General features: G+C 69.7%; 14 protein-coding genes. 6 read left to right on the plus strand and 8 right to left on the minus strand.

Annotated elements, in window-relative coordinates; all coding sequences use genetic code 11:
- Window positions 1-86 precede the first annotated feature (86 nt).
- The 3 genes from OTERR_RS11700 to aroG form a co-directional block, all read right to left on the minus strand.
- Window positions 87-950, minus strand: coding sequence for a decaprenyl-phosphate phosphoribosyltransferase (locus OTERR_RS11700; protein ID WP_149425865.1), 864 nt, complete (start codon window positions 948-950; stop codon window positions 87-89).
- Window positions 951-970: 20 nt separating this feature from the next.
- Complete coding sequence (locus tag OTERR_RS11705; RefSeq protein WP_149425866.1) at window positions 971-2,509, minus strand: ArnT family glycosyltransferase; 1,539 nt, start codon at window positions 2,507-2,509, stop codon at window positions 971-973.
- A gap of 135 nt (window positions 2,510-2,644) precedes the next feature.
- Entirely contained in the window at window positions 2,645-3,760 is a 1,116-nt protein-coding gene (gene aroG / locus OTERR_RS11710) for a 3-deoxy-7-phosphoheptulonate synthase AroG (protein ID WP_054621203.1), read from the minus strand.
- Window positions 3,761-3,898: 138 nt separating this feature from the next.
- Between aroG and OTERR_RS11715 the strand changes: the two genes are divergently transcribed.
- Window positions 3,899-5,056 (plus strand): PA0069 family radical SAM protein, encoded by a 1,158-nt coding sequence (locus OTERR_RS11715; RefSeq protein ID WP_246154149.1) that lies wholly within the window; start codon window positions 3,899-3,901, stop codon window positions 5,054-5,056.
- 103 nt (window positions 5,057-5,159) lie between these two features.
- Complete coding sequence (locus tag OTERR_RS16180) at window positions 5,160-5,900, plus strand: retropepsin-like aspartic protease family protein (RefSeq protein WP_223115943.1); 741 nt, start codon at window positions 5,160-5,162, stop codon at window positions 5,898-5,900.
- An 86-nt stretch (window positions 5,901-5,986) separates the two neighbouring features.
- Here the strand turns inward: OTERR_RS16180 and OTERR_RS11725 are convergent, their stop codons facing one another.
- The 4 genes from OTERR_RS11725 to OTERR_RS11740 form a co-directional block, all read right to left on the minus strand.
- Window positions 5,987-6,541 carry a hypothetical protein gene (locus tag OTERR_RS11725; protein WP_149425867.1) on the minus strand — a complete coding sequence of 185 codons (555 nt, stop codon included), beginning with the start codon at window positions 6,539-6,541 and terminating at the stop codon, window positions 5,987-5,989.
- Between the two features lie 3 nt (window positions 6,542-6,544).
- The gene (tldD, locus tag OTERR_RS11730) at window positions 6,545-8,029 is read right to left on the minus strand and encodes a metalloprotease TldD (RefSeq protein ID WP_054621207.1); all 1,485 of its coding nucleotides are present in this window, start codon (window positions 8,027-8,029) and stop codon (window positions 6,545-6,547) included.
- Between the two features lie 153 nt (window positions 8,030-8,182).
- On the minus strand, window positions 8,183-9,040 hold the full coding sequence (locus OTERR_RS11735) for a carbon-nitrogen hydrolase family protein (protein WP_149425868.1): 858 nt from the start codon (window positions 9,038-9,040) through the stop codon (window positions 8,183-8,185).
- The gene (locus tag OTERR_RS11740) at window positions 9,037-13,191 is read right to left on the minus strand and encodes a YhdP family protein (RefSeq protein WP_149425869.1); all 4,155 of its coding nucleotides are present in this window, start codon (window positions 13,189-13,191) and stop codon (window positions 9,037-9,039) included. The genes OTERR_RS11735 and OTERR_RS11740 overlap by 4 nt, the downstream gene beginning before the upstream one ends.
- Window positions 13,192-13,351: 160 nt before the next feature.
- Between OTERR_RS11740 and glnE the strand changes: the two genes are divergently transcribed.
- Window positions 13,352-16,144: a bifunctional [glutamate--ammonia ligase]-adenylyl-L-tyrosine phosphorylase/[glutamate--ammonia-ligase] adenylyltransferase gene (glnE, locus tag OTERR_RS11745; RefSeq protein ID WP_149425870.1), complete on the plus strand. Its 2,793-nt coding sequence runs from the start codon at window positions 13,352-13,354 to the stop codon at window positions 16,142-16,144.
- Window positions 16,145-16,201: 57 nt separating this feature from the next.
- Window positions 16,202-18,436 carry a hypothetical protein gene (locus OTERR_RS11750; protein WP_149425871.1) on the plus strand — a complete coding sequence of 745 codons (2,235 nt, stop codon included), beginning with the start codon at window positions 16,202-16,204 and terminating at the stop codon, window positions 18,434-18,436.
- Between the two features lie 84 nt (window positions 18,437-18,520).
- Here OTERR_RS11750 and OTERR_RS11755 read toward each other — a convergent pair whose 3' ends face one another.
- Window positions 18,521-19,678 (minus strand): pyridoxal phosphate-dependent aminotransferase, encoded by a 1,158-nt coding sequence (locus tag OTERR_RS11755; protein WP_149425872.1) that lies wholly within the window; start codon window positions 19,676-19,678, stop codon window positions 18,521-18,523.
- A gap of 373 nt (window positions 19,679-20,051) precedes the next feature.
- Between OTERR_RS11755 and mtnA the strand changes: the two genes are divergently transcribed.
- Window positions 20,052-21,239, plus strand: coding sequence for an S-methyl-5-thioribose-1-phosphate isomerase (gene mtnA, locus OTERR_RS11760; protein WP_149425873.1), 1,188 nt, complete (start codon window positions 20,052-20,054; stop codon window positions 21,237-21,239).
- A 68-nt stretch (window positions 21,240-21,307) separates the two neighbouring features.
- Window positions 21,308-21,985 (plus strand): class II aldolase/adducin family protein, encoded by a 678-nt coding sequence (locus tag OTERR_RS11765; RefSeq protein ID WP_149425874.1) that lies wholly within the window; start codon window positions 21,308-21,310, stop codon window positions 21,983-21,985.
- Window positions 21,986-22,014 lie beyond the last annotated feature (29 nt).

Raw genomic sequence — 22,014 nt, forward strand, 5'->3', positions numbered from 1 at the left:
GCAGCCGTAAAAGTGTTGAAGTAAAAGGGGATTTTATCCTCTCGACATGCGCGCCGCCAGTCAGGCGTAAACGGGCACGGCGAAAGTCAGGAAAGCAGCCAGAGAACCGCGCCCAGCCACAAGCCGGCGGTTACCAGTAGGTGGGAATCGAGGATCTCGGTGGTGGGATCGCCCCCGCCGCCACGGCGGTGGAGCAGAAAAAGGTAACGAAAAATGCCATAGACAACGAACGGCACGGTGTACACCAGGTAGCGGGTGCCATGCAGGGCGACGGTTTCGGCGCTGACGGTGTACAGGCTGTAGCTGACGATGGTGGCGGCGGCGCAGATGGAAATGAGCTGGTCGAGCAGCACCGTGTCGTAGTCGGTGAGCACCTTGCGGTGGCTGCCGGCATCCTCGTCCAGGGTATTGAGTTCGGCGCGGCGCTTGGCGAAGCCGAGGAACAGGGTGACCATCAGGCCGCACAGCAGCAGCCAGTAGGACGGCACGATGCCGATGCCCTTGGTACCGGCCAGGATGCGCAGCATGAAGCCGGCGGCGATGATCGACACATCAAGCACCGGGATGTGCTTCCAGCCCAGGGAATAGCCCAGGTTGAGCGCCAGATAGACGGCAATGATCAGCAGCAGCGCCGGCGACACCCAGGCCCCCAGGGCCAGGGCGCCGGCGGCACACCCCAGGCCGAGAACCAGGGCGGGCGCCGGCCGGACCGTGCCGGCGGCCAGGGGCCGGCGGCACTTGCGCGGGTGCAGGCGGTCCTGCTCCCGGTCCATGTAGTCGTTACCGACATAGATGCTGGACGCCGCCAGGGAGAAGGCGGCGAAGGCCAGCAGGGCCGCCGTGACCAGTTCCGGCTGGCCCCAGCTGTGGGAAAACAGCACGCCGACCAGGACGAAGCCGTTCTTCACCCATTGCTGGGGGCGCAGGAGCTGGAGGTAGGGACGGAGCATGGTCGGACAGCGGTCAACGGTCAGCGGCAGGTTTCGCCGGGGAAGTATTTATCGGCGAAGTAGCAGGCGCTCATCGGCAGGTAGCCGGGCACCCGGTACCAGCGGTCCTTGATCTGGCGTAGCACCGTATCCCGATAGGGCTCGTAGCGGAAGCCCTGGCCGAGCACCAGGTAGAAGGTCACCCCCTCGATGGTCACGCTCTTCACGTCGACGCGGCGGAAATAGGGGCGGTAGTCGTCCAGGTTGGGCTCGGACTTGCGCACGGTGAGGATGTTCTTGCCATCCAGGGGGCGGAAGTCGGTGTAGATGTCGTCGTGGCGGGCGTGGGACGACCCCGGGCCGAAGACGATGAAGTAGCGCTGGGCGTCGTAGCCCAGGGTCACGGCGTTGGAATAACCATCGCTGGCGAAGACGTAGTCGGCTTCGTAGGGCTTGAGTTCGGCGAGCAGTTCCTGGGACTTCACCGTGAGCACCACCCCGTCGTACCACTTGGTGGATTTCCACCAGCTGATCGGCGCTTCGACCACCGCCGTGAGCAGCACCACGTGGACCAGGGCGAAGCCCGCCAGCCAGCGCGACAGCCGGGGCAGGCGCCCGTCGGGCAGGCCACAGGCCGCAGCCACGGCGAGCAGCGGGGCAAAGGACAGCAGCCAGTGCAGGCCGATGGTCTTGCCCACCGACATCAGGCCGAACAGGGCAAAGGGGATCAGGGCCAGCCAGTACAGGGCGCGCACGCCCGGGTCGCGCCGCCCCACTTCCAGCACCGCCCGGGTGTCGCGCCACAGGAAGGCCACCAGGAACGGGGTGAGCACGTACAGCAGGGTCACCCCGTAGGTCACCGGGTGCTGCCAGCTGATGCCCGAGTTATTGCCCTCGTGACGGTTGAAGGCGTTGAACATGACGTTGGCCCAGCCGTGGCCCTGGTTGTACCAGATGTTGAGGATCGGTCCGGGCAGGGCGAACAACACCAGCAGGAACAGGCCGCCCCAGCGCTTCTCGTCGCGGCGCACCGCCACGGTGTGGATCACGTAGGCCACCCCGAGCAGCACGGCGAAATACTTGGAGAGGAAGGCCAGGGCGAGGAACAGGCCGGCGGCGGCATGGCTGGCCAGGCACTGGCGGCGCAGGCCAGTGACGTAGGCGGTGACCGACAGCACCGACCAGAAAATCAGCGGGATGTCGGTGGTGATCAGCACGTTCACCACCGACGCCGGCAAGAGCAGCGAGAACAGGGCGGCATAGCCGGCCCGCTCCTCCCCCGCCGGCCGCGCCAAGTGCCAGGCGCAGGCTGCCACCGGCAGCGGCAGCAGGATCGCCGGCAGGCGGATCACCCATTCGGCGTGGGACAGCTTGAGCAGTAGCGCGATCCACCACCCGACCATGGGCGGGTGGTCGTAGAAGCCCCAGTCCGGCTGGACGCCCCACCAGTAGAAATAGGCTTCATCGCCGGTGATCGGCAGCTTCCAGGCGAGGAAGGCGCGAAAGGCGAAGACCACGGCCAGTCCCAGCCAGACGGCGGGGTAAGCCAGGGGGTTGGCGGTGCGGAAGGGGGTGGTCACGGGGCGATGGGCGGCAGCAAAAAAGGGAGACAGAAGGAAGAGCCCATTCCGGGCGCTCCCCGGCAAGACCGGTCGGCGAAAGGCCGGGCCGCCGAGACGGCGGCCGGCAAGGATGCAAAGGCTACGTGGTGCGTGTTACGCGCTGGCTTCGACCAGGCGGCGGGCACGCACGGCAGCGGCCAGCTGGTCGAGGATGGCCACGCTGTCGTCCCAGCCGACGCAGGCATCGGTGACGCTCTGGCCGTAAGTCAGGGGCTGGCCGGCCACCTGGTCCTGGCGCCCCTCGACGATGTTCGACTCGACCATCACGCCGATGATGCGCTCCTCGCCGCCGGCCAGCTGGGCCGCCACGTCGGTGCTGACGTCCATCTGGCGCTTGTACTGCTTGCTGCTGTTGCCGTGGGAGAAGTCGATCATCACCCGGGCAGCCAGGCCGGCGCCGGCGATGTCCTTGCAGGCCACATCCACGCTGGCGGCGTCGTAGTTGGGTGCCTTGCCGCCACGCAGGATGACGTGGCAGTCCTCGTTGCCCAGGGTGGAGACGATGGCGGTGTGGCCGGACTTGGTCACCGACAGAAAATGGTGCGGGCTCTGGGCGGCGCGGATGGCGTCCACGGCGATCTTGACGTTGCCGTCGGTGCCGTTCTTGAAGCCCACCGGGCACGACAGGCCGGACGCCAGCTCCCGGTGCACCTGGGATTCGGTGGTTCGGGCGCCGATGGCGCCCCAGGCGATCAGGTCGGCGGTGTACTGGGGGGTGATGGTGTCGAGGAACTCGGTGGCGCAGGGCAGGCCCAGCTCGTTCACGTCGAGCAGCAGCTTGCGCGCCAGGCGCAGGCCCTCGTTGATGCGGAAGCTGCCGTCCATGCGCGGATCGTTGATCAGGCCCTTCCAGCCGACGGTGGTGCGGGGCTTTTCGAAATAGACGCGCATCACCACCAAGAGGTCGTCCTGGTACTGGCGGGCCAGGGGTTCGAGGCGGCGGGCGTAGTCCAGGGCGGCATCGCTGTCATGGATCGAGCAGGGGCCGATCACCACCACCAGCCGGTCGTCGGCGCCGTGCAACACCCGGTGGATGCCCTGGCGCGCCTGGTAGGTGATCTGGGCCGCCCGGTTGCTCAGGGGATATTCGCGGAACACGTGGGCCGGCGGCACCAGTTCCTTGATCTCCTTGATGCGGACATCGTCGGTGACCGGCTTGGACGCGTTGCTGGCGGACGTATTGGCGAGAGCGGCGGAATGGAGCGACATGACAGGAATCCCGAAAAAAGGCGCTGAACCGTGGGCAGACGACGGGGAAACCCTTGATTCTACCGGACGGAGGCCCCCTCTGGGCAGGGATGGCAAGCCATGCCCCGGCACCTCCCGCCGCGGTTCTATACTTACCCCATGGCTCCCCCCATTCGACCGCCCCGCCCGCCCATGCCCCCCGGCGGCACGTCCCTGCCTTCGCCACGGGGCCGGGGCAGCGCCGCCAACATCGGCGGACGCTTCGACACCTGGCAACGGGAACGGCCGGCGGAAGTGGTCGAAGCCGACCGGCTACAGCGCGAGCAGGCCCCGGACGACACCCCGCTGCTGCCCGATCCGCGCACCGAACTGCTGATCGACACGGCGCGCAGCGTGCTCACCCGCAACCAATCGCCGGACCTGCCCTTCGACCGCTCGATCAACCCCTACCGAGGCTGCGAGCACGGCTGCGTCTATTGCTACGCCCGGCCCAGCCACAACTACCTGGGCCTGTCGCCCGGGCTGGACTTCGAAACCAAGATCTTCCACAAGCCCGACGCCCCGGAGCTGCTCGCCGCCGAACTGGCCAAGCCAGGCTACGCCTGCGCCCCCATCGCCCTGGGGGTCAATACCGACGCCTACCAGCCCCTGGAACGTCAGACCCGGCTGACCCGACGTCTGCTCGACCTGCTGCTCGCCTGCCGCCACCCGGTGATGCTGATCACCAAAGGCGCCCTGATCGAGCGCGACCTGGACCTGCTCGCCGCCCTGGCCGCCGAGAATCTGGTGACCACTGCCGTTTCCCTCACCAGCCTGTCGAGCGAGCTGTCGCGCCGCCTTGAACCCCGGGCCGCGGCACCGCAGCGGCGCCTGGCCGTCATCCGCACCCTGGCCGAGGCGGGCGTGCCGGTGGGGGTGTCCTTTGCCCCGCTGATCCCGGGGCTCAACGACCACGAGCTGGAAAAAGGCTTGGAAGCGGCCCGCCGGGCCGGCGCCGCCTGGGCCCACTACGGCGTGCTGCGTCTGCCCCACGAAGTGGCGCCCCTGTTCGAGGACTGGCTGGCCCGCCACGCCCCGGGCAAGGCCGCCCGGGTGATGGCTGTCCTCTACGACATGCGTGGTGGCCAGCGCAACGACCCGCGCTTTGGCCACCGCCTGCGCGGCCTGGGCCACTACGCCGAGCTGATGGCCCAGCGCTTCCGCCTCGCCCACAAGCGCCTCGGCTACGGCGAGGCGCCGCACCTGGATTGCAGCCGCTTCACCCCACCGGCTGTCCCCAGGCAAGGCCCCGCCAACCCCCAGCTGTCCCTGTTCTGATGCGGGGCCACGCGGCCTGGGTAGAGCGCCACGGCAACGCATTTGGCATAATTCGCACTCACGCCGGCACGGCGGGCCACCACCACGAGGGATGCGGAAAAACATGGGGATCGACCAACGGGGCGGGCACGACGCCCGGGCCAAAGCACGTTTCCACCTGCCCGAAGCGGAAAAGATGCGCCGCCTGAACGCGTTGCGCCACGCCCTGCAGCGGGCGACGCCGCAATCCGGAGAGCGTCCGGGTCGGCACCCGACCGGGCACTACTCCCGTACCATCCTGGCCCCCCTGTGCTTCTTTCTCGGCCTGGGCGCCCTGGCCTTCGCCTTCTTTTCCTGGCTGGGCAGCCCGACAGTGCGCCAGGCGGGGACACGGATGGAAATCGTCATCCCCGCGGCCCTGGACGGCCATCACTACCTCGACGGCGCGATCAACGGCCAGCCGGTCACCTTCCTGATCGACAGCGGGGCCAGTTACGTCTCGGTCAGCCATGGTCTGGCGCAGCAACTGGGGTTGGCCCGGGGGAACAGCGCCACCTTCATGACGGCGACGGGCCCGGTGTCCGGCCAGATCGTGGCCGATCAGGCGGTGGCGGCGGGCGGCTTCGGCCCGCTGCCCCTATCGGTCAGCGTCATGCCCGGGTCCCGGCCCATGGCCCTGCTCGGCCAGAATTTTCTGCGCCACGTCGAAACCGTGCAGGCGAACCGGCAATTGATCCTGCGTGGCACTGCCTTGCCGGCCAGCAAAGCCCCCTCGCCCGCCCGAATCCGAGCGCCGTGGGTGGCCCTGACCGGGGTGGCCCTGCTGATCGCCGCCCTGGCACTGCGCAGCGGGCGCCGGCCTTGAGTCCTGGCTGAGTCCTGGCTGAGTCCTGCGCTGGGTTCAGGCCGGGTCCTGGCTAGGCAGGCTTGCCCCCGCCGGAAGCCCCCGGCTTACCAGCGCCGGTAAGGCCAGCGCGGGAAGGGGCTGTAGAAGGGGTCGCGGCAGGCCATGCTGCCTTGCTGGTAACCCTGCTGAAAACTCAGCTCCTGGCGTTTCTGGGCGTCCCGGTTGATGTCCTGCTCGCGCTGCAGCAGGCGGGTGGCGCAATCAGTTTCCTTGGCCGACTGGCGCAGGGCGTAGATACCGTCCAGCACCGCCACGGGCAGGCCCTGGCGGGTCAGTTCGAGGACCTTGGCGGGGGGCAGGTCCAGGTCGCCGCCGCGCACCCGGGCCTCGGCGACGATCTCGTCCACCGTTTTCTTTTCCTTGACCAGGCGCTTGACCTCTTCCCAGGTCAGGGGCGGCTTGGGCGGCGGCAGCGGCGCCGCCGGGGCGATCACCGTCTCGGTGCCGGCCCGGGGCAACGGGGGGCCCGCAGGCCCAGGACTGGCGCAGCCTGCCAGCAAGGCACTGGCAAGAATGAGTACTGGCGCGGCTTTCACGGCATACCGTCTGGAGATGCCCGACTGGCGCGGGGTTTCGGGCAGGGGGTGGCGGACGGCCATGGCTCAGGCGGTACCGCCCACGGTCAGGCCGTCGATGCGCACGGTGGGCATGCCGACGCCCACGGGCACGCTCTGGCCTTCCTTGCCGCAGGTGCCGACGCCGGAATCCAGGGCCATGTCGTTGCCCACCATCTTGACGTGGGTCAGGGCATCGGCGCCGTTGCCGATCAGAGTGGCCCCCTTGATCGGGTACATGATCTTGCCGTTCTCGACCCAATAGGCCTCGCTCATGGAGAAGACGAACTTGCCATTGGTGATGTCCACCTGGCCACCGCCGAAGTTCACCGCGTAGACGCCCTTCTTCACCGACTTGATGATCTCTTCCGGCGATTTGTCGCCGGCCAGCATGTAGGTGTTGGTCATGCGCGGCAGGGGCAGGTGGGCAAAGGATTCGCGCCGGCCGTTGCCGGTGGGGGCGACGCCCATCAGGCGGGCGTTGAGGCTGTCCTGCATGTAGCCCTTGAGGATGCCGTCCTCGATCAGCACGGTGCGCTGGGTCGGGTTGCCCTCGTCATCGATGTTGAGGGAGCCGCGCCGGTCGGGGATGGTGCCGTCGTCCACCACGGTGACGCCCTTGGCCGCCACCCGCTGGCCCATCTTGCCGGCGAAGGCCGAGCTGCCCTTGCGGTTGAAGTCGCCCTCCAGGCCGTGGCCCACTGCCTCGTGCAGCAGGATGCCGGGCCAGCCCGGGCCGAGCACCACGGTCATGGGACCGGCGGGCGCGGGGCGGGCATCCAGGTTGGTGACCGCCTGGTGCACCGCCTCCCGGGCGTAGCGGTCGAGCATGGCCTCGTCGAAGTAGCCGTAGTCGAAGCGACCGCCGCCCCCGGCGTGGCCCTGCTCGCGCTTGCCGTTGTCCTCGACGATGACGGTGACGCCGACCCGCACCAGGGGGCGCACGTCGGCGGCCAGGCGGCCGTCGGCGCGCATCACCAGCACCACGTCGTATTCGCCGGAGAGGGAGGCCATCACCTGGGTGACCCGGGGGTCGCAGGCCCGGGCGAAAGCTTCGAGCCGCTCCAAGAGCTTGACCTTGGCTTCCGCCGGCAGGGAGGCCAGGGGGTCCTGGGCCGCATACAGGGCGCGGCCGTCCACCAGGTTGCGGCGGCGCTGGCCGGCGGCGACCCGCTTGTTCTGGCCGGCGGCGGTGATCGAGCGCACCGCCGCGGCGGCGTCCGAGAGGGCCGCCAGGCCGATGTCGTCGGAGTAGGCGAAGGCGGTCTTCTCGCCGGACACGGCGCGCACGCCGACGCCCTGGTCGATGTTGAAGCTGCCGGACTTGACGATGCCCTCTTCCAGGGCCCAGGACTCGGAACGGGTGTACTGGAAGTACAGGTCGGCGTCGTCCACGCCCGGGGCGTTGAGCTGGGTAAACACCTTGTCCAGGGCCGACTCGGACAGGTCGAAGGGGGCCAGCAGCAGGCTGTCGGCGACCGCCAGGGGGTTGGCAGCGGCGGCGGTACGGGGGGCGGTGGCTTTCTTGCTCATGAAGACTCCAGATTCGATTCGGGCCAGGATCGGGATCGCGGATGAAGCATCCCGAATCAGGGCCGACAACAGCTTAGCGCAGCGGAAGATGGCCCAGGGGCAACGGGACGTAACCGGGCGTGACCAACGTCGCCCACACCGGGATGCGCCAGGTCATAGCACCCGGTGCCTGAGGGCGGGCAGGCTGGCGCGCACCTCGGCCAGATAGGTGGGGTCGAAATCGGCGATCACCACCCCCGGGCCTTTCAGCTTGCGGTCCAGGATGTCGCCCCAGGGGCCCACCACCATGCTGTTCCCGTGGGTTTCCCGGCCATTCTCGTGGCGGCCGCCCTGGCCCACCGCCAGCACGTAGCACTGGTTCTCGATGGCCCGGGCGCGTAGCAGGATTTCCCAGTGGGCGCGGCCGGTGGTCTCGGTGAAGGCCGCCGGCATGACGATCAGGTCGACGGGCTTGTCGTTGCCACCCACACCACCGGCCAGGTGCCGGTACAGCTCGGGAAAGCGCAGGTCATAGCAGATCGACAGGGCCACCCGGCCGAAGGGGGTATCGAAGGCCACCGGCGTGTCGCCAGCCTCGATGGTGGCGGCCTCGTCGTAGCGCTCGGCGCCCTTCTGGAAACCGAACAGGTGGATCTTGTCGTAGCGCGCCACCCGCTTGCCCTCCGGGCCGTAGGCGACGCTGCTGTTGCGCATCTTGTCCGGGGCGGACGCCTCCAGGGGCACCGAGCCGCCGATCAGCCAGATGCCGTGGCGTGCCGCGGTCTCGGCCAGGAAGTCCTGGATCGGCCCGCCGCCGCCCAACTCGGCGTCCTTCTCCCGGGCCGCCACCTTGTCCGCGTCGGACGCGCCGATGATCGGGAAATACTCGGGCAGGGCCACCAGGGTCGCGCCCTGGGCCACGGCCTCGGCCACCAGGCGGCCAGCGGTCTGCAGGTTGTCGGCCACCCGGGGACCGGACACCATCTGCACGGCGGCGAAGCGTACCGGGGTGGAAGAAGCGGAATGGCTCATTTGTCGTCCTTGCTGTCGTGACTTTCGCCGGAAGCGGCACTGCCGGCCGCCGGCGTCGCCGGTTGCGTATCGCCGGCGGCCGGCGCGACGCTGCGGCTTCCTTCTTTTTCGACCTTGGGATCTGTCCAGGTTCCGGTGACCCGGTAATCGAAGGAAAAAACTTTTTCGATCGGATTCTGCAGCACCTTCTGGGCCAGGTAGGCGGCAGCGCCGATCACCGGATGGACCACTGCCACACCGAGGGCCACCGCGTTGGTCAGGGAGGGCTGCACCGATACCTTGAGGTTCTGGGTCTCCTTGTCCAGATCCACCTCGCCGCCCAGCTTGATGCGCGCCGCCGGACCGTCGATAAGCAGATCCTGGGTGCGGGCCCGGCCCCGCTCCAGAGTGACGTCACCGCTGATGCTCTCAAAGGCGAAGCCGTCGGAAAAGATGTCGCGGAAGTCCAGGGTGATGCGCCGCGGCAGGGCCTGTAACGAGAGCAGGCCGAGCAGCTTGCCGGCCCCCGGCTCGATCTTGGCGAACTGGCCCTTTTCCGCCTCCACGTGCAGCTGGCCGGACAAGCTGGCTACGTCCAGGTCGGCGGGACTGCCCACCCAGGAGAGGCGCCCGGTGAGTTTGCCCTGGCCGCGCCGCACCGCATCCGGCTGGTTGAGGCGGGCGAGGAACTTGCCCAGGTCCGAGGCTTCGACGGTCACGTCCAGGCGGGTTTCGCCCCGGTCGTTGCCCACCGGCGGCCGCCAGCGGCCGTTGGCGGCCAACTGGCCGTCCGGACTGGTCAGGGAGAGCTTGTCGATGCGCCAGGGCGTTCCCGGTGCGGCGCTGCGCGCCTCGTTCGCCGCGCGCAGGTCGAGGCGGCCGAGGCGGCGGCCTTCGTAGGTAAAGCTGTCCGCGCTGATGTCCAGGGCCGGCAGACGGGTCAGGGTGTCATCCTCGCCGGACAGGGCGCTCTTGACCTCGGACTCGGGCAGATTGATCTGCTTGAAGCGCCCCACCAGGCGGCCATTGGGCAGGCTGGCGCTGGCGGCTTCCCAGGACAGTTGACCCTCGACCTCCCGGGAAACCAGCTGGGCGGTCAGGGCAGCCGGACCGTCGCCACGACCGCTCACTCCGGCCGGCTGGGGCTGGGCACGCAGGGTCACGTCGTGGAAATGGCGGCCGGACAGGATCAGGTCCGGAGTGCGCAGGTTAACCACCGTCGGCAGCAGCGGGGCCGAGGCGCCGTCCCCCCCCGCCGCCGTGCTCTCCCCTTCCCCGGCCAGGCGGCGCCACTGGGCGACGTCGAGGCGGGGCACGGCAATCGACAGGGCCAGCCCCCGGGCCGGCAGGGTTGTCGCCGCTCCGTCGCCGATAGCCACCACGCCCCGCTCCAGGCTGCCGGCGCTGTCGCCGCTGCCGGGGCGCTGCTGCAGCACCACGTTGGCGACACGCCCCACCTGGATCTTCATCTGATCGAGCTGGGGCGGGCCGGGCAGCCGGCTGCGCTCCACGTGCAGGGGCAAGGCATCGGCGGCGGATTTGTTGAGGGGCGCCGGCAGGCTCGACGAAATGCCCTTCAGATCACTGTCCACCACTACCTCGACGTTGCGCTTTTTCACCCGCACCTCGCCCCGGTAGGCGGTCTGGCCGGAGAGGGCGTCGAAGAAGGGGCCGGACAGCACGTCCTGCCAGGCACGGCGGGCCTCGGCAGCAGTCACCGTGCCACGGAAGCCGACCCGCAGCCGGTCGGCGTCGGTACGGGCATCCACGGTCACCGGGCCGCCCATGAACTGGCCGGTGATGGCGCGGATGGACAAGCCCTGGTCGGTAAAGCCGAGCTTGCCGTTGACCTTGGTCAGGACGGGCAGCCCCGGCACCACATTGAGCTGGTTATCGTGGAACTCGTACTGGCCGGCCACGGTGGTGCTGTTCACCTTGCGCAGCGGCATGTGGATGTCGAGGTTGAGGCTGCCGTTGCCTTGGGCGCGCATGTCCTCGGTAAAGCGGTCGATACGGGCGCCCACCGGGCTCTTGTCCACGAATTCCAGGAAGGCGCTGGTGGGGCCCTCGGCCCGGCCCTTGATGGTGAGCAGCTCCTCCATCGCTTCCAGGTCGGGAATCACCGCCTCCACCTGGGGCAGGCGCGCCGCCAGGATGCGGCCATCCTTGGCGCGGATGGTCATGCGCTCGCCCTCGAAACGCAGGCTGCCATCGATGCCGTCGATGGCCGGCCAGCCGTCGGCGTACTCCAGGCGCGCCTGGTGGATATCGCCGGTGACAAGGAACTGGCCGCCGGCATTGCCACGGAAGGGGAAACGGTCCAAGTCGCCCTTCAGCACCAGCCTGCCGTTGCTGGCGTTGCCGGCGGTAATCGCCTTGCGCAACCAGGCCCGGGCATCGACCCCGACCACGCTGGGCAGATAGCGCCACACCGCGTCGCCCCGGGCCCGGGTCAATTCGGCAGTGAGATCGATGGTCCCGGCGCCCTGGCCCGGGTAGCGATAGGTGCCCTTGGCGCTGCCGGCGGCATCGGCGTTGGCAAAGGCAACCTTTTCCAGGGTCACGCCGAGCTGGGCGGGAGCGCCGGCACGGCGCTCGACCTTCCAGCTGACCGCGGCATTGAGTTGATCGAAACCCAGATCGGGCTCGGGAAAGACCCGGGGCAGCAAGACGTGGGCGCCACGGGAATCGAGGGCCAGGCGGCCGCTGTCCTGACGCCCCTCGATCAGGCCGGACAGGCCGCTGGCCCCCGGAATGGCGCCGAGGGGTTCGAGCCCGAGTTGATCGAAACGGACCCGGTAGGTGTAGTCGGCCGGCGCCTCGCCGTGGCGATCAAGGCGTACCTGGGCATCGCGCAGGCGCCCCCGCGGACGGGCTTCGGCGAGTACCGCCAGGGCCTGATCGGGCAGGGGTAGGCGCCGCGCCAGGCGCGCCAGGCCGTCCAGTTCGAGCTGGTTGGCACTGGCCTCAAGGTAGGTGCGCTGGTCGTCGAAGCGCCAGGTCAGGGAGAAGTCGGTGGGGGGAATCACCACCCGGGCACTGCCTTCGGCCTTCTTGCCGGCAGCGTCCCCGTCGGGCGCCTCCCCCGCCAGGGTCAGGCCCTGGGTGCGCAATTCCTGCAACCCCTGGCTGCCGGGCAGGCGGCGGTAGCTGACCCGGCCGGCCAGGGCATCCACATCCAGGGGCGGCAGGCGGGAACTGACACGCAGGTTCACCTCGTCCAGGCGCAGGTCGGCGGTAGTGGCCGCCACCTCGCCCCGGTCGAAGTCGAGCCACAAGCGCACCCCGCCCCGCCCCCGGTGCAACTCCAGGGGCAGGTCGAGCCACAGGTTCCAGGCCGCCAGGTCGGTGTCGGCCAGGTTGGCGTAGAGAGTGCCCTTCCAGGTTTCCGGCCGGGTCAGGTCCCGGGTCGCCAGGTCACCGCGCACTTCAAGACGGCTGGCCACGCCGGCCGGCGGATCGGCGCGCAGGCCGAAGCGGTGCCGGCCAAAGGCCGACAGGCTGTTCTGCAGGCGCAGATCCACCCCGGACAGGGCCAGCACCGGGGCGTTGCGCAGCCGGTCCTCCCAGACCAGGCGGGCCTGGCGGATTTCGATCAGATCCTGGGACAGCACCCAGTCGCTGGCCCCGCCTTCCTGGCTGTCGGCGGCGATGGGCATGCCGGCCACCAGCAGTTGGCCCGCCTCGTCACGCTGGATGTGCAGTTCGGGGGTGTCGATGAGCAAGCGGTGCAGATGTACCGACAGCAGGGGCAGCGAGCGCCAGGCCAGCACCGCCTCGACCCGGGGCAGGGTCAACACCGGCTGGCCGGCGGCATCCGCCAGGGTCAGGTCGGTCACCGTCAGCCCGGGGCGCAACCGTTCCCAGCGGGCTTCGACCTTGCCCAGGGTGACCGGTCGCTTCAGGGTGCGCGACAGGGTCTCCTCGATCTGCGGGCGGAACTGCTCCACCCGGGGCAAGGCGTAGTAGCGCAGAAACAGGACCACCGCCGAAAAGGCCAGGATCAGGGCCACCGCCACCCAGTACAGGGCCACCAGGGTGCGCCGCACGCCGGGCCGGGACAGCCCGCGACGCAGCAGCGCCGAGCGCCGGTACAGCAAGGGGCGCAGCGGCACCGCCCCCCGGGAATCGGAGTCGTCGGAGGCGTCGATATCGGGACGGACAGGGGTCACGGCAGGCTGGGCAAAAAGGCGCGAGGCAGAGGCAACAGGCGAACGGGGAAGGGAAAGGGCGGGAGCAAGGCCTTGGTCGTCCCGGGCCGGGGCGCTAGGATGCGGCTTTGCCCCGGCAAATCGCGGCCGGGAGCCGCTCCAAACAAGCCGAACATTTTACATGAACCCCACCGCCGCCCCCGCCCTTCCTACCGCCGCTCCTCTCCCCGCACCGACCACCTGGACCGAGGCCCGGGCCTTCACCGCGGCCCACAGCCGCTTTTTTGAACGCCTGCTCAGCGCCCGTCCCGGGCTCGAACAGCGCCTCGCCGAAACCTGGCAGGCGCCCCTCTCCCACGCTGCCCTGGCCGAGTGGCTGGCACCGCGCTTGGCCGAGATCGGCGACGACGAGGCGCTCAAGCGCACGCTGCGTGAACTGCGCGCCTACACCATGGCCCACCTGGCGGTGCGCGACCTGACCGGCCTCGCTCCCCTGGCCGAGGTGGTGGAAACCATGACGTCCCTGGCCGAAGTAACGGTCAACACCGCCCTGGCCATTCTTCACGCCCAGCTGGCCGCCCAGCACGGCGAACCCCGCGGCACCGACGGCCAGGCCCTGACCCTGGCGGTGGTGGGCATGGGCAAGCTGGGGGGACGGGAGCTCAACGTCTCGTCGGACATCGACCTGATCTTCGTCTATCCGGAGGAAGGCCAGACCGACAAGGGCCTCGACAACTACGACTTCTTCTCGCGCCTGGGCAAGCGGCTGATCAAGGCCATCGACGACGTCACCGGTGACGGCCGGGTGTTCCGCGTGGACATGCGCCTGCGCCCCAACGGCGACTCCGGCCCCCTGGTGTGCTCCCTGGATTCCCTGGAAAACTACTTCATCACCCAGGGCCGGGAGTGGGAGCGCTACGCCTGGATCAAGGGCCGGGTGATGAACGACCAGGGCCAAACCTGTCACGCCCATGCCCTGGCCCAGGTGGTGCGCCCCTTCGTCTTCCGCAAGTACCTGGACTTTGGCGCCATCAACGCCATGCGCGACCTGCACGCCCAGATCCGCCGCGAGGTGGCGCGCAAGGACATGGCCGACCACGTCAAGCTCGGCCCCGGCGGCATCCGCGAGATCGAGTTCATCGCCCAGGTGTTCCAGCTGATCCGCGGCGGTCGCGACCCCCAATTGCAGGTCAAGCCGACCCTGGAGGTGCTGGCCCGCCTGGTCGAACGCAACTTCCTCAGCCCCGACGCGGTGGCCGAGCTGACCCGGGCCTACGACTTCCTGCGCCGGGTCGAGCACCGCCTGCAATGGTTCGAGGACGCCCAGACCCACCGCCTGCCCGGCGTCGACAGCGGCGGCGGCCAGGACCGGGCCCGGCTCGCCGCCTCCATGGGCTTTGCCGGCTGGGACGACTTCCTCGCCGTGCTCGACGATCACCGCCAGCGGGTCTCGCGCCACTTCGAGGCGGTGTTCGCCGATCCGGAAGGCAAGCGCCCCGAATGCGAGGGCTCGACCCCGCTGTGGCAAGGCGGTCTGGACGACGACGTGGCGGCGGCCAAGCTCACCGCCCTGGGCTACCGGCGCCCGGCCGACACCCTGTCCCTGATCCAGCGCTTCCGCGCCGGCAGCCGCTACCAGCAATTGCCCAGCCAGAACCGGGAGCGCCTCGACGCCCTGGCCCCGGGCCTGATCGACGCGGCGGCGGCCGCCAGCCAGGTCACCGGCGCCGAGGCCGACGAGACCCTGGCCCGCTGCCTGGCCTTTCTCGAAACCATCGGCCGGCGCGGCGCCTACCTGGCCCTGCTGCAGCAGTACCCGCTGGCACGGCAGAAGGTGGCCGAACTGATCGGCGCTTCCCACTGGGCGGCGGACTACCTGAACCACCACCCGATCCTCCTCGACGTGCTGCTCGACCCGCGCCTGACCGAGGTGCGCGAGGACTGGCAGGCCGACTGGACCGCCTTCCGCGCCGAACTGGCACGCCACCTGGCCGACACCGCCGGCGACGCCGAGCGGCAGATGGACCTGCTGCGCGAGGCCCACCACGCCCAGGTGTTCCGCCTGCTCGCCCAGGACCTGGCCGGCCTGCTCACGGTGGAGCGGCTCTCCGACAACCTCTCGCAACTGGCCGACATCCTGGTCCAGGCGGTGCTGGAACTGTGCTGGGGCTTTTTGCGCCAGCGCCACCGGGACAAACCGGCCTTCGCCGTGATCGGCTACGGCAAGCTCGGCGGCAAGGAACTGGGCTACGCCTCGGACCTGGACATCGTTTTCCTCTACGACGACCCGGCCCAGGAAGCCGAGGAGATCTACGCCCGACTCGCCCAGCGCATCAACACCTGGCTGTCGTCCCGCACCCCGGCCGGCATCCTGTTCGAGACCGACCTGCGCCTGCGCCCCAACGGCGATTCCGGGCTGATCGTCACCTCCAAGGAAGCCTTCCTTGAGTACCAGCTCAAGCACGCCTGGGTGTGGGAGCACCAGGCCCTCACCCGGGCCCGCTTCGTCGCCGGCGACCCGGCCTTGGGCGAGGCCTTCGAGGCCATCCGCGTCGAGGTGCTGCGCCAACCCCGGGACCTCGCCTCCCTGCGCGACGAGGTGGTGGCAATGCGCCAGAAGATGCGCGACAACCTGGCCACCGGTACCGACACCGAGTTCGACATCAAGCACGACGCCGGCGGCATCGTGGACGTGGAGTTCATCGTCCAGTACCTGATCCTCGGCTACGCCCACGCCCACGCCGAACTGACCGGCAACCTGGGCAACATCGCCCTGCTCAAGATCGCCGCCGACCTGGGCCTGATCCCCGCCCCCCTGGCCGAGGGCGCCCGCCGCGCCTACCGGGAATACCGCCGCCTGCAACATGCCAAGCGCCTCAACAACGCCCCCAAGGCCCGTATTGCCAAAACCTCCGTGGCCGAGCACATTGCCGCGGTCAACGCCCTGTGGCAGCACGTTTTCACCGCCGGCTGAACCGATGCCTGCAACCTGCGTCTTAATGGAACCGTCATTTTCCTCACTACAACAACCATGACCACTCCTGCTCACTCCCATACCTGGAAGTTCTTCCGCGCCGGTGGTTTCGACCAGGTCCGCCTCGACACCACTGCCGACCTACTGCACCTGGAGCAGCTCGACCAGAAGCTGTGGGTCGCCCTCTCCTGCCCGGTCAAGGGTCTGGAATTCGACGAAAAGACCCTGACCCTGATCGACACCGACGGCGACGGCCACGTGCGCGCCCCGGAATTGATCGCCGCCCTGCACTGGGCCGGCGCCCACCTCACCGCCACCCACCGGGAACTACTCGCCCGGGGCGCCGCCCGGCTGCCCCTGGCCGCCATCAGCAGCGAAGGCGACAGCGCCCCCTTGGCCGCCGCCGCCCGGCGCATCCTGGCCGTCCTGGGCAAGGCCGACCAGGACGACATCGGCCTGGAGGAAACCCAGGGGCACACCCAACTGGTGGCCAGTGCCCCGCTCAACGGCGACGGGGTGGTTACCGCCGCCTCCACCGACGATGAGGCCCTCAAGGCCGTGATCGCCGAGGTGATCGGCACGGTCGGCAGCGCAACCGATCTGTCCGGCGAACCCGGCGTTTCCGCGGCCCTGCTCGAACGCTTCGTCAGCGAGGCCAACGCCTGGCTGGCCTGGCAGGACAGCGCCGCCGCCGACCCGGCGGTGCTCCCGCTGGGCGAGGCCACGGCAACCGCCTGGGACGCCTACGCTGCAGTGCGCGTCAAGATCGACGACTGGTTCGCCCGGGTCCGCCTGGCTGCCTACGACGACAACGCGGCCACGGCCCTCAACCCGTCCAGCGACGACTTCCGCCTGCTCTCCGCCACCGCTCTCTCGGCCAGCGCCGAAGGAGTGGCGGCCCTGCCCTTGGCCAAAGTCGCCCCCCCCAGCAGCGACGAGCCGGTGCTGGCCCTGAACCACGGCCTCAACCCGGCCTGGAGCGAACGCCTGGCAGCCTTCGTCGCTCAGGTGGTGACGCCCCTGCTGGGTGCGCGCAGCAGCCTCTCGGCCAGCGACTGGCAGGCCATCCAGGCCAAGCTGGCCCCCTACGCCGCCTGGCGCGCCAACGCGGTCGACACCCCGGTAGCGGCCCTGGGCCGGGAACGACTGGTGACCCTGCGCGACAGCGGACAACTCACCCGGCTGGCCGAACTGATCGCCGCCGATGCGGCCCTGGCGCCGGAGTTTGCCGCCTTTGCCGACGTGGACCGGCTGGTGCGCTACGTGCGCGACCTGGCCACCCTGGCCCACAACTTCGTCTCCTTCCGCGATTTCTACACCGCCGTCGGCAACGAGCGGGCCGCCGAGGTGCGCAACGGTAACGGCAATGGCAACGGTACCGGCATCCAGCTCGGCAAGCAGCTGCGCGCCGTATTCCAGGCTGGCACCCTGTTCCTCGACGGGCGCAGCTGCGACCTGTGCGTCAAGGTGGACAACGCCGACAAGCACGCCACCGGCGCCACCCTGTCGCGCCTCTGCCTGGTCTACTGCGAGTGCGTGCGCAACGGTGAGAAGATGACCATCGCCGCCGCCTTCACCTCCGGCGATTCGGACCAGCTGATGGTGGGCCGCAACGGCGTCTTCTACGACCGCAAGGGGCGGGACTGGGACGCCGTGGTGGTGAAGATCCTCGACCACCCGATCAGCCTGCGCCAGGCCTTCTGGCAGCCCTACCGCAAGGCCGCCAAGGCGGTCAGCGACGCCGCCCAGAAGTTTGCCGCCACCCGCGCCCAGGCCCGGGAAAGCCAGATGACCGCCGCCGCCGTGGCCAACACCACCAAGACCCTGGAAGGCGGCGCCCCGCCGGCTCCGCCGCCGCCCCCGGCCTTCGATGCGGCCAAGTTCGCCGGCATCTTCGCCGCCATCGGCCTGGCCATTGGCGCCGTAGGCACGGCGATTGCCACGGTGGTCACCGGCTTCCTCGGCCTGCGCTGGTGGCAGATGCCCCTGGCCTTGGGCGGCATCGTCCTGCTCATCTCCGGTCCGGCGGTGCTGCTCGCCTGGTTCAAGCTGCGCTCCCGCACCCTGGGGCCGATCCTGGACGCCAACGGCTGGGCGGTAAACGCCCGGGCCAAGATCAACATTCCCTTCGGCACCTCCCTCACCCAGCTGGCCAAGCTGCCCGAGGGCGCCGAGCGCAGCCTGACCGACCCCTACGCCGAGAAGAAGCGACCCTGGGGCTTCTACCTGTTCCTGCTGATCGTAGCCGGCGGCCTGCTCTTCTGGGTGGCGCGCAGCCTGAGCGGCAGCTGATCGGGACCGGCACAAAAACGAAGGCCGCGGGGAATACCCTGCGGCCTCTTCGTTTTGGCGGCAACGCCTGTCGCCGGCGAATGCCTACAGCCGGCGCAGCCGCTCTCCGGCGGCGGCCAGGGTCTCTTCCTTCTTGGCGAAGCAGAAGCGCACCACGCCGTCGTTGCGACCGTTGGCGTAGAAGGCCGACACCGGGATTGCCGCCACCCCGGCTTCCCGGGTCAGCCATTCGGCGAACTGGGCTTCGGGCAGGTCGGAAATCTTGTCGTAGCGGGCTAGCTGGAAGTAGGTGCCGCGGCAGGGCAGTAGCTCGAAGCGGCTGCCTTCCAGCTGGGCGCGGAAGAAGTCGCGCTTCTGCGCGTAGAAGTCGGCCAAACCAAGATGGCGGCGGGGCTCTTGCATGTACTCGGCGATGCCGTACTGGGACGGGCCGTGCACGGTGAACACGTTGAACTGGTGCACCTTGCGGAACTCGGCCATGAGGGCCGCCGGGCCGTAGCAGTAGGCGATCTTCCAGCCGGTGATGTGGTAGGTCTTGCCGAAGCTGGAAACGATCAGGGTGCGCGCCGCCAGGGCGTCGTGGCGGGCCAGGCTCTCGTGGCGCACGCCGTCGAAGGTGATGTGCTCGTAGACCTCGTCGGACAGCACCACGATGTCGGTGCCGTCCACCAGGGCCGACAGTTCGGCCAGGTCCGCCGGGCCCATCAGGGAGCCGGTGGGGTTGTGGGGCGAATTGACGATGATCATCCGCGTCTTGGCGCTGATGGCCTGCTTCACCGCCGCCCAGTCGTAGCTGAACTCGGGGAAGGTCAGGGGCACGGCCACGGCCTTGCCGCCCACGGTCTCGATGGCCGGCACGTAGGAGTCGTACACCGGCTCGAAGACGATCACCTCGTCCCCCGGCCTGACGAAGGCGGCGATGGCGGTAAACAGGGACTGGGTGCCCCCGGCGGTGACGGTGATCTCGCTGTCCGGATCGTAGGCCCGGCCGTAGAGCGCCTGGACCTTGGCGGCGATGGCCTGGCGCAGTGCCGGCAGGCCAGCCATGGGCGGATACTGGTTGTGGCCCTCGCGCATGGCCCGATCCACCGCCTCGAACAGGGCCGGCTCGGCCTGGAAGTCGGGAAACCCCTGGGACAGGTTGATGGCCCCCACGTCCGCAGCCAGCTTGGACATGACGGTGAAGATGGTGGTGCCCACCTGGGGCAGCTTGGAGGCGAAGGAAACCGGTGTGGTGATCATGGTCGGGGGGGTCGGTGATCGGTGACGACGCAGCAAACGGACACAAACAGACGAAGGCTTGGACTATGCCACAATCGCCCCCCGGGAGTCCCGCTGCGGGGCCCGCGGCCATTCCAGCGCCATTGACGCCATTGCACCGCCGTGCGGCCGTCGCGATCAGCGACGCGGAGTGCGCTACCCGGCCCGGATTTTTCCCGCGCCGCCGCGACCGCCCACCCTGTCGCTGCCCTCCCCCGGACCCGGCCACCGGTATCGCCGCCACCGTAACGCACCGGCCGGCATCCCATGGGTGCCGCCACCTGCCACCGCCGCCCTCAACCGTTGTCCTACACTGTTCTCTTACGCCGTTTCCAGTTTTCCTCGCCCGCCACCGATGCCCGCCACCACCGCCCCCGCCACGTTTTCCTCCCTGCGCCCCGCCCCCGCCGGCCGGTCCGTGGAGATCCTCGACCAGACCCGCCTGCCCTTCGCCAAGGCGTGGATTCCCCTGGCCCGCCGCGACGATGCGGCCCACGCCATTGCCACCATGCAGACCCGGGGCGCGCCCCTGATCGGCGCCGTGGCCGCCTTCGGCCTGGCTCTGGCGATGGCCGAGGACGCCTCCGACGCCGCCCTCACCGCCTCCGCCGCCTTGCTTGCCGCCACCCGGCCCACGGCGGTGAACCTGGCCTGGGCCCTGGACCGGCTGGAAGCCCTGCTGCACCCCCTGCCCCCCGCCGCCCGGGCCGAGGCGGCCTGGGCGGAAGCCTGGGCCATCGCCCACGAGGACGCCGCCCAGTGCGCCGCCATCGGCGCCCACGGCGCGGCGCGGCTGCTCGCTGAAATCAGCGGAATCGGCGGAATCGACGCCCCCTCCGGAAACCCAATAGGGACGCGGACCTTGGCCCAGGCCGGCAGCGTCGGCACCGCCACGGCAGCGCCCCGCCCCCTCAACATCATGACCCACTGCAACGCCGGCTGGCTGGCCACGGTGGACCACGGCACCGCCCTGGCCCCCATCTACCGGCTCCACGCCGACGGGGTGCCGGTGCACGTCTGGGTGTCGGAAACCCGGCCGCGCAACCAGGGCCTGCTCACCGCCTGGGAACTGGCCGAGCGGGGCGTGCCCTACACGGTGATCGCCGACAACGCCGCCGGCCTGCTGATGATGCAGGGCCAGGTGGACGCGGTGATCGTCGGTGCCGACCGCATCGCCGCCAACGGCGACGTGGCCAACAAGGTCGGCACCTATCTCAAGGCCCTGGCCGCCCGGGCCCACGGCGTGCCCTTCTTCGTCGCCGCCCCGGTGTCCACCCTGGACTTTGCCTGCCCGGCGGGCAGCGCCATCCCCATCGAAGAACGGGCCGGCGACGAACTGCGCCAGGTGCCGGGCCGGGATGCTGCCGACCGGCCGGCCACGGTGCGCCAGCTGCCGGCGGAGCGGCCGGTGGCCAACCCGGCCTTCGACGTCACCCCGGCGGCCCTGGTGACAGCCCTGATCACCGAGCGGGGCGTCTGCCCGGCCAGCGACGCCGGACTGGCCGCCCTGTACCCGGAGCGGGCCAGCGCCCAGCCCCGCTAAACCCCGCGCCAGTAAAGGATCTTCAGGCAGCCACCCTGAAACGCCGCGCCAGATAAGGATCTCCAGCCATGCCCCACCAAGACCCGCGCCCCGCCTTGCTTTCCGCCATCCACCGTTTGGTCGGGATGCGCCTCACCCCGGGCACCTCGGGCAACCTGTCGGTGCGGGGCACCTGGCAGGACGGCTCAGGCCATCCTGACGACGGGCCCCGGCCCGGCTTCTACATCACCCCCACCGGCATGGCCTACGAGGGGCTGACGGTGAACGACCTACCCTTTGTCGGCCTGGACGGCACGGTGCATGGCCGGCGCAAGCCCAGTTCGGAATGGCGCCTGCACCGGGACCTGTACGTGGCCCGGCCGGAAGCCCACGCGGTGCTGCACGCCCATTCCACGGCGGCGGTGGCCCTGGCCTGCCTGCGCCGCGAGATCCCGCCTTTTCACTACATGATCGCCCGCTTCGGCGGCGACACGGTGCGCTGTGCGCCCTACGCCACCTTCGGCACCCAGGCCCTCTCCGACGGCGTGGTGGCGGCCATGACCGGCCGGCGCGGCTGTCTGATGGCCAACCACGGCATGGCGGTGATCGGCGACAGCCTGGACCAGGCCCTGGATCTGGGGCTGGAGTTGGAGGTGCTGTGCGAGCAGTACGCCCGGGCCAGCCTGCTCGGCACGCCGGTACGGCTCAGCCCCCAGGAGATGGCCGAGGCCCTGGCGGCCTTCGGCGACTACGGCCGCCAGGACTGACGCGGCCGGGCCGGACGCCCGCTAGCGCA

Origin of the sequence: Oryzomicrobium terrae, assembly GCF_008274805.1 — a bacterium.
Lineage (GTDB): Bacteria > Pseudomonadota > Gammaproteobacteria > Burkholderiales > Rhodocyclaceae > Oryzomicrobium > Oryzomicrobium terrae.

Coding starts and splice junctions, on each gene's coding strand:
- OTERR_RS11700 (WP_149425865.1), bottom strand. CDS start 950: ATGCTCCGTCCCTACCTCCAGCTCCTGCGCCCCCAGCAATGGGTGAAG.
- aroG (WP_054621203.1), bottom strand. CDS start 3,760: ATGTCGCTCCATTCCGCCGCTCTCGCCAATACGTCCGCCAGCAACGCG.
- OTERR_RS11715 (WP_246154149.1), top strand. CDS start 3,899: ATGGCTCCCCCCATTCGACCGCCCCGCCCGCCCATGCCCCCCGGCGGC.
- OTERR_RS16180 (WP_223115943.1), top strand. CDS start 5,160: ATGGGGATCGACCAACGGGGCGGGCACGACGCCCGGGCCAAAGCACGT.
- OTERR_RS11725 (WP_149425867.1), bottom strand. CDS start 6,541: ATGGCCGTCCGCCACCCCCTGCCCGAAACCCCGCGCCAGTCGGGCATC.
- tldD (WP_054621207.1), bottom strand. CDS start 8,029: ATGAGCAAGAAAGCCACCGCCCCCCGTACCGCCGCCGCTGCCAACCCC.
- OTERR_RS11735 (WP_149425868.1), bottom strand. CDS start 9,040: ATGAGCCATTCCGCTTCTTCCACCCCGGTACGCTTCGCCGCCGTGCAG.
- glnE (WP_149425870.1), top strand. CDS start 13,352: ATGAACCCCACCGCCGCCCCCGCCCTTCCTACCGCCGCTCCTCTCCCC.
- OTERR_RS11750 (WP_149425871.1), top strand. CDS start 16,202: ATGACCACTCCTGCTCACTCCCATACCTGGAAGTTCTTCCGCGCCGGT.
- OTERR_RS11755 (WP_149425872.1), bottom strand. CDS start 19,678: ATGATCACCACACCGGTTTCCTTCGCCTCCAAGCTGCCCCAGGTGGGC.
- mtnA (WP_149425873.1), top strand. CDS start 20,052: ATGCCCGCCACCACCGCCCCCGCCACGTTTTCCTCCCTGCGCCCCGCC.
- OTERR_RS11765 (WP_149425874.1), top strand. CDS start 21,308: ATGCCCCACCAAGACCCGCGCCCCGCCTTGCTTTCCGCCATCCACCGT.